The organism is Photobacterium sp. Ph5 (assembly GCF_022129445.1).
Classification (GTDB): domain Bacteria; phylum Pseudomonadota; class Gammaproteobacteria; order Enterobacterales; family Vibrionaceae; genus Photobacterium.
This window is the reverse complement of the sequence record NZ_JADQAQ010000003.1, coordinates 21,585-36,356: the sequence shown is the minus strand read 5'-3', so window position 1 is coordinate 36,356 and position 14,772 is coordinate 21,585. Positions and strand designations below refer to the sequence as shown.

The following is a 14,772-nucleotide window of genomic DNA, read 5'->3' as shown; positions in this document are numbered from 1 at the left end:
TTACCCTTCTTCAGGGAACCATTCATTAATCAGTGATCGAGAGCGATCAATTTCCTGCTTCCAAGTATTGTCAGTCACAACAGTTGGTTTAAGTAAGATCACCAATTCGGTTTTCTTCTGCACTTTATTAATATGACGGAATAAATTACCAAGACCTGGAATATCACCTAGCAGTGGTACTTTCGACACTTGATCATTAATGCTTGATTTCATCAAACCACCAATCACCACAACGTCACCCGTACGGGCATGAATAATCGAATCAGACTCACGGATAGTACTCTTCGCCAGTGGTAGCACTAACTTGTTATCCTTTCCAACTTCAATTGTTTTAGTTTCATTCTGCACATCAACAACAGAAGGATGGACATGCAGTAAAACGCCACCTTGATCGTCAATCTGTGGCGTCACATCTAACGAAATACCCGAGAAAAACGGCGTTAATGATACATCAGGCGAAACGTTATTGTTGTCACCAGAGACGTTACTGCTTGAAACGTCTGTCACAAAGTATTCATCACCACCCACTTTGATCACCGCTTTTTGGTTATTCGCCGCCGTCACTCGTGGGCTAGAAAGCACATTCAAATCACCTTGGGTTGATAAGAAGCTCATCACCGCACTAAAGTTACCGTCTGAAATAGTAACGTTCGTTTGACCACCTAAAAGATCTGAAATGGCATTACCACCGGGTAATGCACCTGCAACAATATCTGCTGCATTTTCAACACCATTCACCACAATATTCGTACCACCAATACTGCGCGTTAGGTTATTCCAATCAATACCTTGTTGGTAACTATCATCGAGCGTCACTTCCATGATTTTCGCTTCAAGTACAACTTGGCGTTTTAGACGACGTTGGGACATACCCAAGAACTCTTTAACTTCACGTAATTCATTAGGGAATGCGCGTACGGAAATTAAACCCGCTTGCGGTGATACCATCACATTTCGACCATCACCGGAGCCAATCATGCCACTCACAACTTTCTCTAACTGTGCCCAAAAATCACTGTCAGAGGTCGTTTCAATCGTTGTACCGCCCGTTGTGGTGTTACCACCGCCTGATGATGAGTTACTGCTATTGTCATCATTACCTGATGATGAGTCACTATCGCCATCAGCAATCGAGCCAGAGGTAATTGAGGTTAATGACTTTCCTTTACGTTGTAATTGTAAATAATCAACAGGGATCACTTCAGTCCGTAACGTTGCAGGGAAAACCTGAATAATATTCCCTTTACGCGTCGTACTATAACCGTAAATATCAGACACGACATTGAGCACTTCATCGAGTGTGACATCATTTAATTTCATCGTAATACGACCAGTAACACCAGGATGAATAACGATATTAAATGGTGTGCCTTTTACTAAACTGGTAAAAAAAGCATTTGCTTCAACATTTTTAGCATTAACACGAAAACGCTTTTCTAACGAAGAATTAGCAGGGTTAATATTGCTATCAAGTGATGGCATAAGATCAGCATTGACCGCAGAAGGTAGCTCCATTAAAGGACGGCTACTCGCTTCATTCGCAGCTTCATTTAAGGCCTTCTTCACTTCAACAGGATTTTGATGTCCCATATTAGTTGAACAGCCAGCTAAGGATGCAATTGTGATCCCTAGAAGAATTCGACGCATAATATTTAACCTTAATTCGTTCGTATATTTTCAGCAAATAACGCCAAATGCCACTTTTTGCCACTACGGCTTAAAGTAACACTACTTTCAGAAACATTTGTCAGAGTGTAGCCATTGACGCGTTCGCCAAGACTGACCACTTGGCCACTTAAAATCACCGAACACTGCTTACCATCACAAATAATACTTTGTAACTGTGGCAATCGTGTCTTTGCTTGGCTTGTTTGAGCTTTACTCGCTACCCAACCTAGTGGTGCGGTAGGATCTTGGGCAGCATGAGCACCGAAAGCACATAAACTTAAAAGTAAAGCTGCCATCCATGTCATTTTCTTATCCACCAATAAAGTCCTTACTTTCACCTAAGGTATACACTTCAAGCTCCACCTTTGCCCATGGATACTCATCAACCTGATAACTCAGGCTTCGCCAATAATATTTAACGGGTAGGGCTTCTAATTTATTGAGATAATTCACCACATCAAAGTAACGTCCTTTGAATGTTAAGCGAATAGGATGAACAAAATATCCTTGTTCATTACCACTCACTAATTGCGATGACGGTAATGACGTCATTGCATCTAATTTTAATGCCGAGCTATGACGTAATACTTGCTCTAATAAGCCAGCCATTTGAACTGGCGTGATCAAACTACCAATTTTTTCTTCTAGCACCCGTTGTAATGCTTTATCTTCTTGCCGATATTGTGCCAATTTTTGATCAATATCTTTATCCGGATCTTGCTGTAATTTTCTATTCGCGACAATCAATTGATTCTGCGCAGTGATCATGTCGTTTTGGGTATCGACCAAGGCTGTTTTAACACTTTGAGAGGTCACCATCTGTGGCTCAATAATTAGCATATAGCCAATAAATAAGATGCCAAACCAACCTGTGATCGCAATTAACCATTGTTCACGAACAGATAAAGCTGCAAAACGCTGACTCAGCTCATCCCACTTGATCATTGTTCGCTCCCCTTAATGCTTTTACGCTCAGCTTGTAGCTGAAAGGTCACTACGTTTTTATCATTACGGCCTAAAGACATCATTTGAAAACGACGTTCGGCTAATGATGGATAAGTTTTAAATGCTCCCACCCAACGAGGAACCGCATCTGGATTACGAGCAAGGCCACTTAAATCCATCGATGTGCCGGAAACATAAATATGTTGAACAGAGATATCACCACTCGCTGCATCAGCTAACTGCTGTAACAATCCAGCATAACCAACCTTTAAGCTATCATCATGTTCTTCAATCACTTTTAGTGTGGCACGCTTTGCCGCTAGTTCCTTTTCAAGCTCATGAGATTCATTTACCTTTAATGGATCTGACAGCAATGCCGCAACTTGCACTCGCGCATGATCAAGCTTTTGCTGCTCTGCACTTAATAATGATGTTTGTTGTGCTAATTTTTTTTGCTCAATCGTGTTCTGCCATGTATTCCAACCCGCCCATATTGCAAAAATTGCAATTAATGCTATCCAGCTCGCAACAATATTGCTTAATGTCATCCACTGCTTTGTTGGCAGTAAATTGTCAGAATACAAATTAATAATCGCGTCTTTAGGTCGCTGTAATGCCGCCCAGCCTAAACGTGCAGCATTAGTATCAAGTAAAGGATCTACTTCTTGAATCGCTTCTACATTGATATTTAAACGTTTATTTAACTCATCAGCTAAGGCTTGATTATCTTCGTTATCACAACTAATGATCAGCTGGCTAATTGGATTATTACGCAGTTGAGCACTAATAAAATCTAATGACCGTTGTAATTCAAGGGCTAAATTATCCAGCTGAAAACTACCGCCATCAAGCGCTTGGTGATCAAACAATGGTAAAGTAAAGCCACGTAATTGACGTTGAAAACACAACATTTGTTCATTAAATGCGGTTAATTGCAAATTACCATCAGCATCGGCATGAAGAATAAGTTGACTACGGTTAGGATCAGAAAAGCGACTCCATGCAATATCTTCTGTTGTGATATCGGAGACATGACAACCACAATCATGACATGCTAAAACAACCTGAGTGATCAGTTGTTTTGATGCGACAAAAACTTGTAAGCGATCTTTTGCTGTCGCAGGAAAACCATCTGCGACTAATTCAGACGGCGACTCATTCACTAAATCTTTGACTAAGAATGGCAATGCTGTAGGCAATTCATCAATACTTACTTCTGGTTTATCAATCACTAAACTTTGATATAAACCATGCCCTAGTACTAATTTTAAATCAGTACCTGACAGTTGGTATTGCGTAATCAAGTTGCGTGCAGCATCGCTCCAATCAGAGACATTAGAGACGCCCATACGATCAACAATAAAATGTTCAGTTTTCGCTTGGACAAGGACAACCGTGTCGGAATAGAAAACCAAAGCAGCAGAGGGTTGAAAACTCGCTCGCTGAAAAAGTTTAGAGAATACGTTTTTCATAATCGACCAGAAAAAGACTATACATCCTGTATGATACTTTTTGTTGATAAGGTTAACAGCAGTTAACAAGCGCCCCAATGATATATTATAAAATTGTTGATAAACATCACTTAATTGATATAAATCGAACAATATTTTTAATTATTCAAAAAAAACAAATAGTTAATTTTTTATAAAAGTATTTTTTCTTGCGCAAATAAACGCCCTTGCCCCGCAGAAACCCCCAATTGTTTTAATATTTCCCATTCTTTATTAGTTTCAACCCCAACAGCGATAACTTGCACATTAGAGTTATCGCAGGCACCTAACATGCTTCTCACAAAAAGCTGATTTTCTTGTCGCTTATTAATATCTCTCACAAGCCCTCGGTGTAACTTAAGGTAATTTACTTTCACCTCTTTGATATAGTGAGTGCTTACTATTGTTCGTCCTGCCTGATCAACCGTTAATTTGCATCCAAGCCCCACTAATTTTTTCAATACAGGACGTAAAGCATCAAGGTGTTTGACTAATTGGCTTTCTGATACTTCAAATATTATATGACTAAGTAATGGTCGTGGCATTTGTAATAATTCATTAAGTAGCCATTTCGTAAAAGATTTATCTAATAATGAATAAGCACTAATATTTATTGAATAAACTTCTGGTGTTAATTCTCTTTTTAATAACGTGAAGATCTGATTAATAACAGCGCGATCAAAACGTTGATTAAATCCAACTTGATTAACAACAGGCATAAAGTGTGACGCTTTAATCAACTCTCCTTGCTCATCTTTAATACGCGCAAGAATTTCACTACTGATAGCAATATCATTAGAAGCTTTAAAAATAGGTTGCTGATATAACAAAGGTCCACCATGCGTTAAAACACGATCAAACAGCGTTCGCCAACGCACACTGCCTCGATCATCTTCAGAATGGCTTTCTTTAGTAAAACTATTCCAGCTATTTGAACCTTGTAACAGCGAACTGCGTAATGCGATATCAGCTTCATCCATTATTCGACCTCGACGCTCACCACCTTGGAAGTGTGTAACGCCAATGTGACACCAGTTGTCTCGTTCCACCGATAATGGCGGAGACAATCGTTCAACCGCATTCAATAGTTGATTAATGAAGAGTTTAATTTCTTTTGCTGATTGTTGTGGGATCAAAATTGCGAATTCAGCGTCGTAGTAACGCGATAACATAGTGTCAGGGAAGCGCTGAATAAAATTAGACAGAATAATACTGACATCTTGGATAAACTCATCAGCAATTAACTTACCCTCTTCAGCAACCACTTCATCCCAATCAGCCAAGCGTAATAAGATCACCGAGCCTTGATTATCAGGCTCTTGTAACATGGACTTTAAGCGACTATCGAACAAAACACGATTAGCAGCGCCAGTCAGTTGATCAAGGAAGGTATGAGTACGGATAAAGGTATCAAAACGGCTACGCTCTTGGCGGGCATCTTTTAATTCTTTTACTAATTGATCCATGGCTAGGCTTGCCGTACCAGGCCATTCATGATCATCGCCAACTGCATAATCATCAACCTTGCCGGCTAAAATCATTCGTCCACGGGTTTCTAATAATTCAGAGCCCCGTAATTGCAGTTTTAACCACCGAACACCTTGCACTAAACCAAAAATAACAATGCCGAGTGCTAAACTAATAAATGACATCGCACCGAGCGAATAAGTAAACTCAGCATAAGGTGGAATAGATTCAATCGTAACTTTGTACTGAGGGTTTAATTGAAGTTGATATTCACTGTCATACAGAATATTGGGATCAGTAATAGACTCCATACCTTTATAAGCGTACACCACGCCATGTGGACTTGTTACCGTTAGCGCTATCACATTGCTTGATTTTAAAAGCTTAGGTAGCCAGCGAGATAATGATGCACCACCTTGAGGATCTGAAAGCTCTTGATCAATCACTTCGACAACACCATTTAAATAATGGGTTAAGTAATCCTGACCAAGTTTACGAAAACTCAATGCACCGCCGATAAAAATAACGAAGATGGCACAAATAACGATCATTGTAACAAAAGCAACTAACCGATTGGTTAACTTCATCCCTGAGGCTTTTCTCATAACATCCTAACTCTACACGCTATTATTCAAATCGACTTACTATCATCAGCTACAACTTATATAGTAGAGCACCATTATGACGTGTTTTTCTTTTTAAGGTTAACACATCAACAATATCATTCCGTCACACGCTATTTTCATTTGACGAGATACGTTACATTGAGCAAAACATAATGTATCGCGTAATGAAACAATCAATCTCATATTATGCGTGAAAGGAACAAGGAAAGGTTATCACCATGGACTGGATCACCTGTACTAAAAGCTTTGTCGCTGTTATCCAGCAAGGATCGCTTTCTCAAGCTGCGAAACATCTTGATATATCAAACTCTGCTTTATCAAAACGCTTATCATGGTTAGAGCTGCAGCTTGGCGTCCCTTTATTAAAACGTACCACACGCCATTTATCACTCACCGATGCGGGAGATGTTTTTTTTCAACGAAGTCTGACTTTGTTAGATCATTGGCAACAACTCATTACAGAAACCACGGCAACAAATAAAGAAATGAGTGGCACATTACATATAGGCGCGCCATTAACCACCGGTAGTCATTTCTTAATTAATGTTATTGCTACGTTTTGCCAGCGATATCCTAATATTAATATCGCCCTTCATACCCTCACATCAGGACAACTACCGGATTTAAACCTCGATATTATTATTTGTAGTGAAATCGATAATTTTAATTCTGCCAGCTATATCGCAACGCCTCTTTTTTCTGATCATGCGAGGTTTTATGCCTCCCCCGATTACTTAGAGCAACATGATCCTCTTGAATCCCCCGAACAACTTACACAACATAATTGTTTACTATTAAATCAGCAACATCACACCCAAGAATATGTTTTCGATAATGGCTTAACACTACGTTTGCAAGGCAACTTCATTACTTCAAATCCAGAAATATTAATTGCCAGTGCCGTTGAAAATATGGGATTGATACTAACATCACCACAAAATATACAACGAGAGCTAGCCCATGGCTTGCTGATCCCAGTATTAACACAATTACAACTCCCCAAGCAGACAACATTTGCCTACTATCCTAAGCTGAGTCACCAACACACAAAAACAAAACATTTCATTGATTTTATTAAAGAAAAAAATCACTCATCATAATCAACATATAAAAAAAGCAGCGTTAAACGCTGCTTCTTAATATTCAACTATTGATTTCTCAGAACGGAATATCGTCGTCAAAATCCATTGGTGGTTCATTGTACTGTTGCTGAGGCTGTTGAGGAGCCTGTTGCTGTGGCGCTGATTGTTGCTGCGGCGCATAGTTCTGTTGAGGAGCTGGCGCTGAAGCTGGCTGCTGAGGCTGACCCCAGTTATTGTTTTGCTGTTGGCCACCCATTTGCGCTTGACCGCCTTGGTTTTGACGACCACCAAGCATTTGCATTGTACCGTTAAAGCCTTGAACAACCACTTCAGTTGTGTACTGATCTTGACCTTGCTGGTTCTGCCACTTACGAGTCTGTAATTGACCTTCAATGTATACTTGAGAGCCTTTACGTAGGTACTCACCTGCAACTTCAGCTAACTTTCCGTATAAAGCAACGCGGTGCCATTCGGTTTTTTCACGCTGCTCGCCAGTATTTTTATCACGCCATGATTCTGATGTCGCAATAGTAATATTTGCTACTGCACCGCCATTTGGCATGTAACGAACTTCAGGATCATTTCCTAAGTTACCGACTAAGATAACCTTATTTACGCCACGACTGGCCATAGTTCACTCCAAATCTGATAGCGTACTATTGGTTTCTAATAGCCGCTTATTGAAAGTTTATACTCAATCGCGCAGTTTATCATGCCAATGGAATTTTTACATAGCCCAAGTACTCAACGATAAAATCTCAACTCACAATTTCGTTATCCATCCACAATAACGCTTAAATCTATATGGTTTAATGTTACTTCGATGTGAACTGTCATTTTTCTGACACTTTTATGAAATTATTCGATATGATTGATTTTATAAAACATAATAATCAGAAAAAAAGCGGGTTATTGATTAAATTGAAGCATCAATAACGGATATGACATCCACCTCAAGAATGCTCTGAAATTTGTAACGCTATGATTTTACGACTACCATTATTTATCTTCTGACTTTGAGAGCTAAAATGAATTTCTTATCTCAAGGTTGTAGCAAAATAGTAACCAAAGGGTAGAAAAGCGTAGCAAGAATTACAAACTGTCGCTATTTCTTAGCGTCTAGCTGTAATCGTTACCTAAAAGATAAATACTCTTTATTATTTCGTTGTCTACACAAGCACTTTGGGAGCTTTTAACCTAAGGGCGGTAGCGTAAAAAAATTATCAAACTGATCTGATGAAAATCTATTCAATCTAATCAGTGCTCTAAGATCTTACCTTTCAAAAATCTGAGAATCAAAAAGACATGCATGCAAAAAAAGTACTTCTCTTGTTCTCTGGTTGTATGACTTTTTCTGTTTGGGCAAACCCTATGCATGTAAAGGTCACGCCTTTTGTCTTCTCTAAATATTTAGTCAATGACAATATAACTCAGGTATCCAAAGATCCTATTTCGTCACCTGTAGTTGAACTCACTCCTGGATTTATTCTTAATGGAGAGAAAAGCACTAACACTTACGATCTTACCTACTACGCCAAGAAAGCAACGTTCTTAAACAGTAAACAAGATGATTTTATTGATCAGAACTTAGAGCTAGATATTGAACAGCATTTTACAATGCGCAATAAAATAAAATTAAAATATCAATATATTCAATCTCATGATGGTCGCGCAGACATTCGTGATGATCTGCTGCCTTATGTCACAGAACCCGTTAAATACGATGCGCAACACGGCATGTTAGATTACATCTATGGTGCGCAATGGGCGCGAGGTCGATTGGAGTTTGGAGTAGGTTTTAATACCAAGCGTTTCAAAAACTATCGCAATTTACCAGGAGCTGCAGATCTATCATCAACCCGCTTTGATGACTTCAACGATTTATTACTAGAAGGACAATTTACTTATCGTCCATCTGATGTCAGTGAGTTTTTTGTTCGGGTTGAAAATCAAGACCGTACTTATCTATATAATCGTTTTGAAGGCAGTACACTCGATAACAACACCAGTTATTTCTTTCTTGGTACCAAACTAGGGATCAACAAAGATACCAACGGTTCACTGATGCTTGGCTGGCAAAATAAAAGCTTTACTCAAGCTGATCGTCCAACGTTTAGTGGCTTAACATGGCGAGGCGACTTCGCATGGTCACCAGTAAAACGTTCAACATTTCGGCTAGAGACAAAACGAGAAGTACTGGATCCTGACGCTAAAAACGATTACCGCAAAGAAACCTATTACGATTTTTCATGGAAACACTTTTGGCTTAACCGCTTGTACAGCGAACTTAAGGCAAACTACTTAACCGACGAATATACCAATGGTCTTCGAACAGATAAAACCACTGGTTATGAAGCTTCTATCGGGTATGTCTTTAGAAATTATTTAACCTTTGTTACTGGATGGACAAAAGAGAGCAATATCTCCACAGTCCCTATTAATGATTACGACCAAAATATTGTCTACTTTTCTGCTAATTTTAAATTGGATTCACTATGAGAAATAAATTAAAAGCGTACTTCTGCTTGTTTTTATTTGCTTTTGTTCCCCATGTTTATGCGGCACAAATTGATACGACACATTACCAACTCTCCCCCGGTGATAAGATCCAAATAAAAGTTTATGGCGAGGACAATTTATCGTTTGATGAAATCCTTGTTCCTGAAAGTGGTCAAATTAATTACCCTTACCTGGGTGCTATCACAGTAAAAGGTCGCACCTTAGCGCAAGTTAAAGATGCAATCACACAAGGGTTAAAGGGGGATTACTTACTCAATCCTCAAGTCATGGTAAACCTGCTGAACTTCAAACAAATTTATGTTGGAGGTGAAGTAAGAAGACCGGGTGGTTATGAATATCAACCTAATCTAAGTGTAGAAAAAGCCGTTGCGCTCGCGGGCGGTTTTACCGATCGCGCAGATACTGATGACATCACCATAAAAGATGCTAACAATAAATTAAAAACTGACGATGCCAGTGTGAATATGGAAATTCAACCTGGCGACATTATTGTTGTCGGACAAAGCTTTTTCTAATTTTTATTGAGTTAAATTAATATGTTATTCAAATCACCAGAAGAGTTGGTAGTAAAAGACGAAACGATTAATTTCTCTAAATATTTTAATCGCATCAAAAGTAATTGGTTATGGATTGTGTTACTGACCGTGGTTTTCTGTACATTAGCCTTTTTGAAGTCGCCGTTATCCACAAATTCTTATTCGGCAACCTCAACATTAATGATTGATGCAACACCACCGAAACCTATTTCACTTCAAAATTTACCCAATTACGATCCTACGCAAAAAGAATTTTATGCTACGCAATATGCGTTACTACGTTCCAATGTCATTGCCACAAAAGTGATCGATAATTTAGATCTCACTCATAATGCCGATTTTATGGGGATTGATACATCACACCACGATTCAATAAAAGCCAAAATTAAGCAATGGCTGATTGATTTAAAGCAGCCTTCTGATGGTAGTGTCAGTGTTAATGATAGTTTAACTCATACCACACCAGCACAATTAAAAGCATTACAGATTTTTGCTAAAAATTTACTGATCACACCTATTGATAAAACTCAATTAGTGATGGTGACTTACACCTCTAAAGATCCTACTTTAGCGGCTAATATCGCCAACGCTGTGGGTCAGGCTTACATTAATTATTATGTCGATATAAACGAAGAAACCAATAAAAAAGCCTCGAAGTGGTTAACCTCTCGTTTAACCGAATTGAAAACTCAGCTTAATGATTCAGAGAAAAAACTCACCGATTACCTAGCCAAAGAAAAATTAATTAATACGATTGCGGTTGATGAACTAGCCAATAGTGAATTGATTAACTTAACCAATCGGTTAGCGGCAATTACGGACAAACGCGTACAAACAGAGTCTCTTTACACTACATTAAGAGGCAATCATCACCTTAGCTACAATCAAATAGATTCAATCAGTGAGATCTCAAATCACCCACAAATTCGTGATATCACTAACGCTGAAACTGACGCTGAAAATGTGGTTGCTGAGCTATCAAAACGTTACGGCCCTAAACATGAAAAAATGTTAGAAGCGGAGTCTCAACTAAAAACCATACGTGCGCGTAAAGATCGCATGCTTAAACGCTTAGTCGAAGGCGTTCATAAAGAACTGGAAAGTAATGAGCGCCAAGAACGAGAGCTCAGCGCTGAAATTAACAAGAAGAAAGAAGAATTCCAGTCGCTAGCTGTTAAGAAGCTACATTATCAGTCTCTTAAACAAGAAGTGGATACCAATAAGCGCCTACTTCAAGCATTTCTTGACCGCCAAAAAGAAACACTTGCGACAGATAACTACAAAGATTCTATTGCCCACTTTACAGACTATGCATTAAAGGCTTACCCGTCAGGCCCTAATATTAAAAAGAATGTATTGATTGCAGGCATTATTGGCTTTGGCTTAGCACTCTGTCTGCTTTTTGCGATCCAGTTCTTCGATACTACCGTTGAATCTTCAGAAGAGTTTGAACGTTACTTCCCACTTTTTTCATTAGGTGATCTCCCATTTATAAAACGTTTAGCGAAAAAGAAACATCCTATTGATGAACAAACACTACATATCAAAGAAAAAGCCGCTTTCTTTGAAGGGATCCGTAACATAAGAACGGCATTAAATTTAGCATTAACCCCAGATCAACGTATCGTGATGATCACTTCAGCATTAGCGAATGAAGGTAAAACCACGCTTGCGGTTAATCTTGCACAATCATTAGCACAAACTGAGAAAGTGGCATTGATCCATGTTGATCTTCATAACCGTGGAACGGCTCTGTCAACACCTAAAGGATTAAGTGAACTGCTCAATAATACGCTTTCTATCAATGATGTTATGACGAAACCTAACCTCGATAATTTGCTTATCATTCCTGCTGGAGAGCCTGTTTCCGATCCCCAAGAACTACTGTCATCACCGCGTTTTAACGCCATACTTGATGAGCTAAAACAGCATGTTGATAAGATCATTATCGATACACCTGCAAGTCTTATGAGTAGCGATGCATTAATTGTGGCAAAAGCATCAGATGTGACGCTCTTAACTGTGGCTGCCAATAAAACCAAACGTAATGATATCGAGCAAGCAATACATAAGTTCAGTGCATATGAAATCAATATTGATGCCGTTGTGCTCAATAAAGTGATGTAACCGCTCTTTTAAAAAGGTTTAGCGAGCGACTAACTCTCAGTTATTCGTTCGCTTTAAATAATAACCATGCTTGAAATTAAAAAAGATACTGCCATAGGGATCACCGCTTCTTTCCTCATCACCTCAGCACTGGTTTGGAATACTTTTCTAGGTTCGGTAGCCGCCCTATTATTTATCCTTGTCGGTGGCAGCGTTATTATATTCCACCTGCACCGCACATTGTTAGGTATCCAATATAACTGGATAGTGATGGTCTATCCGATATTGGCTTTACTCTCTGTATTATGGTCACAATATCCAGAAGCAACATTACGTTCAGCAATACAGTTTATTTTAACAACGGTGATAGGTATTGCCGTTGTCTATAACATCAAAAAAGAACAGTTCTTTGTCGGCTTATCATGCAGCGTGATTATTATTATGGCGCTTAGCTTGGTCTCTCACCGTGTAGAGACGAATGGCATGACAGGAGAAACCGTATTAATTGGCTATCTTGGTAGTAAAAACTTTTTAGCACAAACCGCTTCGATTGGTTTTTTTGTGGGATTTGGCTTGTTTTACACCCTCGCTAAAAATAAAGTCGAAAAGATCATTGGTCTGCTATCAATACTCTTTTCCATTGCTGTACTGTTAAAAGCCAAATCACTGGGCGCAACGGTGACGTCTTTTGGCTCGATTTTCGCGTGCTTTTGTTTATATCATTTCTCTAATTTAGCGATCACTCAACGCGCACAAAAAGCGACCGTTAATCTGCTTTATTTACTCGCACTGTGCGTTATCGTTTTCGTCTATATCATCTTTGGCACTCCAGAATTTAACCACTTTATGGTTGAAATCGGGAAAGATCCTACCTTAACCAGCCGAACACTAATTTGGGCTGAGGGCGATAAAGCCATTGCTCAAGCGCCCATTTTAGGAGCTGGTTATGATGCTATATTCCAGATTGGAAATCCGATCGGCGAAGCGGTATGGAAGATTGGTTTAGTGCCACCAGGGGTAGGATTTAACTTTCATAATATGTTTGTCCATTGGACGGTACATTTCGGCTATGTCGGTCTCATAATCTACCTTTTGATACTGGCACGACTGCTTTATAACATTCGCTTAATTGCCTGCGGACACTTTCAAAAAAGTGATTTTATTCCCGTTGCGTACTTTGTATTTTTCATATCAAGAAGTGTGCTTGAAGTCGACTGGTTTGCCCAATTCACCCTCGCACATGTCATGTTTTGTTATTGCTGGATTGCGCTCGAAAGTAGTGCTCAAAAAGCAAAACAATTAAATAAAAAAGGTAATATTTCATGAAAACAGTGGCTATTTTTGGTGGTTCCGGCTTCATTGCTTCCCATTACATCAAGAAATTTATTGCTGAAGGCGTAAAAGTTTATTCGATTGATATTCGAGAGCCTAAAGTGCGTCACAATGAAGTTACTTACATTAACCATGACGTTAGAAATCTCGATGGTTTAGTGATTGATGAACCTATCGATTGTATCTACAACTTCGCTGCGGTTCACACCACACCAGGGCATCCTACTCACGAGTATTACGAGACCAATATTGCAGGAGCGAATAACGTTTGTCAGTTTGCTGAGCGTAATAATATTCAAGAAATCGTCTTTACCAGTTCAATTTCGCCATACGGTCCAGGTGAAGAACAAAAAGATGAAAATAGCCCATTAACGCCAAACTCAGCCTATGGCTACTCGAAAATGTTAGCGGAACAAATCCATAAAGCATGGCTTGAACGTAATAGTAAGCATCTACTTACTATTGTTCGTCCAGCCGTGGTATTTGGCCCAGGTGAAGGCGGAAACTTTACTCGCCTTGCGGCAATGATGCGTAAAGGCTTCTTTGTTTATCCTGGTCGTAAAGACACGATTAAAGCCTGTATCTATGTAGAAGATCTGATCTTTGCGATTGAAACAGCGCGTGCAACAGACAATAACTTTGAGTTATTTAACGGCGCATACCCTGATCGTTATACCTTAGAGCAAATCATCGAAGCCTTTAAAGCTGAACACTTCCCCGATGTGAAAGTGTACATGGTGCCAAAATTTGTCGTGCTCGGGGCTGCTAAATTACTGCAATTGGTAAACTTCCTAAACATAGGTATTCACCCAGATCGCGTCATGAAGCTAATCCGCTCAACCAATGTTTACCCTGGCTGGTTAGTTAAAAATCACATTGAATTACCCGGTAATCTTCAAACCGCATTAGCGCGTTGGTCGAAAGACACTGACGGTAAGTTCGACTAATTACCCACTCCGATGCAGCAAGTCTCTCTACTTGTTGCATCTCTTTAATTAGC

12 protein-coding genes are annotated in these 14,772 nt (G+C 39.3%); 6 read left to right on the top strand and 6 right to left on the bottom strand.

Annotation, left to right across the window (positions count from 1 at the left end; genetic code table 11):
* The 5 genes from mshL to csrD form a co-directional block, all read right to left on the bottom strand.
* Window positions 1-1,647: a pilus (MSHA type) biogenesis protein MshL gene (mshL, locus tag I3259_RS01835; protein WP_238028064.1), complete on the bottom strand. Its 1,647-nt coding sequence runs from the start codon at window positions 1,645-1,647 to the stop codon at window positions 1-3.
* A gap of 11 nt (window positions 1,648-1,658) precedes the next feature.
* Complete coding sequence (locus I3259_RS01830) at window positions 1,659-1,985, bottom strand: MSHA biogenesis protein MshK (protein ID WP_238028063.1); 327 nt, start codon at window positions 1,983-1,985, stop codon at window positions 1,659-1,661.
* Window positions 1,978-2,613 (bottom strand): type 4a pilus biogenesis protein PilO, encoded by a 636-nt coding sequence (pilO, locus tag I3259_RS01825; protein WP_238028062.1) that lies wholly within the window; start codon window positions 2,611-2,613, stop codon window positions 1,978-1,980. Before pilO ends, I3259_RS01830 begins: the two co-directional genes overlap by 8 nt.
* Window positions 2,610-4,085, bottom strand: a complete 1,476-nt coding sequence (locus I3259_RS01820) for an MSHA biogenesis protein MshI (RefSeq protein WP_238028061.1) — start codon at window positions 4,083-4,085, stop codon at window positions 2,610-2,612. The genes pilO and I3259_RS01820 overlap by 4 nt, the downstream gene beginning before the upstream one ends.
* Before the next feature lie 170 nt (window positions 4,086-4,255).
* The gene (gene csrD, locus I3259_RS01815; RefSeq protein WP_238028060.1) at window positions 4,256-6,175 is read right to left on the bottom strand and encodes an RNase E specificity factor CsrD; all 1,920 of its coding nucleotides are present in this window, start codon (window positions 6,173-6,175) and stop codon (window positions 4,256-4,258) included.
* A gap of 239 nt (window positions 6,176-6,414) precedes the next feature.
* On the opposite strand from csrD, the gene I3259_RS01810 reads away from it, so the two are divergent.
* Window positions 6,415-7,296 (top strand): LysR family transcriptional regulator, encoded by an 882-nt coding sequence (locus I3259_RS01810; protein ID WP_238028059.1) that lies wholly within the window; start codon window positions 6,415-6,417, stop codon window positions 7,294-7,296.
* A gap of 58 nt (window positions 7,297-7,354) precedes the next feature.
* Here the strand turns inward: I3259_RS01810 and I3259_RS01805 are convergent, their stop codons facing one another.
* Window positions 7,355-7,909: a single-stranded DNA-binding protein gene (locus I3259_RS01805; RefSeq protein WP_005371054.1), complete on the bottom strand. Its 555-nt coding sequence runs from the start codon at window positions 7,907-7,909 to the stop codon at window positions 7,355-7,357.
* Between the two features lie 674 nt (window positions 7,910-8,583).
* Here I3259_RS01805 and I3259_RS01800 point away from each other — a divergent pair.
* From I3259_RS01800 to I3259_RS01780, 5 genes are all read left to right on the top strand, one after another.
* Window positions 8,584-9,777 carry an outer membrane beta-barrel protein gene (locus tag I3259_RS01800; RefSeq protein ID WP_238028058.1) on the top strand — a complete coding sequence of 398 codons (1,194 nt, stop codon included), beginning with the start codon at window positions 8,584-8,586 and terminating at the stop codon, window positions 9,775-9,777.
* A complete protein-coding gene (locus I3259_RS01795) occupies window positions 9,774-10,313 on the top strand; it encodes a polysaccharide biosynthesis/export family protein (RefSeq protein ID WP_238028057.1) in 540 nt (179 codons plus the stop codon). The genes I3259_RS01800 and I3259_RS01795 overlap by 4 nt, the downstream gene beginning before the upstream one ends.
* Window positions 10,314-10,334: 21 nt before the next feature.
* A complete protein-coding gene (locus I3259_RS01790) occupies window positions 10,335-12,461 on the top strand; it encodes a polysaccharide biosynthesis tyrosine autokinase (protein ID WP_238028056.1) in 2,127 nt (708 codons plus the stop codon).
* 66 nt (window positions 12,462-12,527) lie between these two features.
* Window positions 12,528-13,766 carry an O-antigen ligase family protein gene (locus I3259_RS01785; RefSeq protein WP_238028055.1) on the top strand — a complete coding sequence of 413 codons (1,239 nt, stop codon included), beginning with the start codon at window positions 12,528-12,530 and terminating at the stop codon, window positions 13,764-13,766.
* On the top strand, window positions 13,763-14,719 hold the full coding sequence (locus tag I3259_RS01780) for an NAD(P)-dependent oxidoreductase (protein WP_238028054.1): 957 nt from the start codon (window positions 13,763-13,765) through the stop codon (window positions 14,717-14,719). The genes I3259_RS01785 and I3259_RS01780 overlap by 4 nt, the downstream gene beginning before the upstream one ends.
* Window positions 14,720-14,772: the final 53 nt, after the last annotated feature.

Bases quoted from the DNA above. Each gene is read 5' to 3' on its own strand.
- I3259_RS01800 (WP_238028058.1), top strand. From the start codon at position 8,584: ATGCATGCAAAAAAAGTACTTCTCTTGTTCTCTGGTTGTATGACTTTT.
- I3259_RS01810 (WP_238028059.1), top strand. From the start codon at position 6,415: ATGGACTGGATCACCTGTACTAAAAGCTTTGTCGCTGTTATCCAGCAA.
- I3259_RS01820 (WP_238028061.1), bottom strand. From the start codon at position 4,085: ATGAAAAACGTATTCTCTAAACTTTTTCAGCGAGCGAGTTTTCAACCC.
- I3259_RS01805 (WP_005371054.1), bottom strand. From the start codon at position 7,909: ATGGCCAGTCGTGGCGTAAATAAGGTTATCTTAGTCGGTAACTTAGGA.
- mshL (WP_238028064.1), bottom strand. From the start codon at position 1,647: ATGCGTCGAATTCTTCTAGGGATCACAATTGCATCCTTAGCTGGCTGT.
- pilO (WP_238028062.1), bottom strand. From the start codon at position 2,613: ATGATCAAGTGGGATGAGCTGAGTCAGCGTTTTGCAGCTTTATCTGTT.
- csrD (WP_238028060.1), bottom strand. From the start codon at position 6,175: ATGAGAAAAGCCTCAGGGATGAAGTTAACCAATCGGTTAGTTGCTTTT.
- I3259_RS01795 (WP_238028057.1), top strand. From the start codon at position 9,774: ATGAGAAATAAATTAAAAGCGTACTTCTGCTTGTTTTTATTTGCTTTT.
- I3259_RS01790 (WP_238028056.1), top strand. From the start codon at position 10,335: ATGTTATTCAAATCACCAGAAGAGTTGGTAGTAAAAGACGAAACGATT.
- I3259_RS01785 (WP_238028055.1), top strand. From the start codon at position 12,528: ATGCTTGAAATTAAAAAAGATACTGCCATAGGGATCACCGCTTCTTTC.
- I3259_RS01780 (WP_238028054.1), top strand. From the start codon at position 13,763: ATGAAAACAGTGGCTATTTTTGGTGGTTCCGGCTTCATTGCTTCCCAT.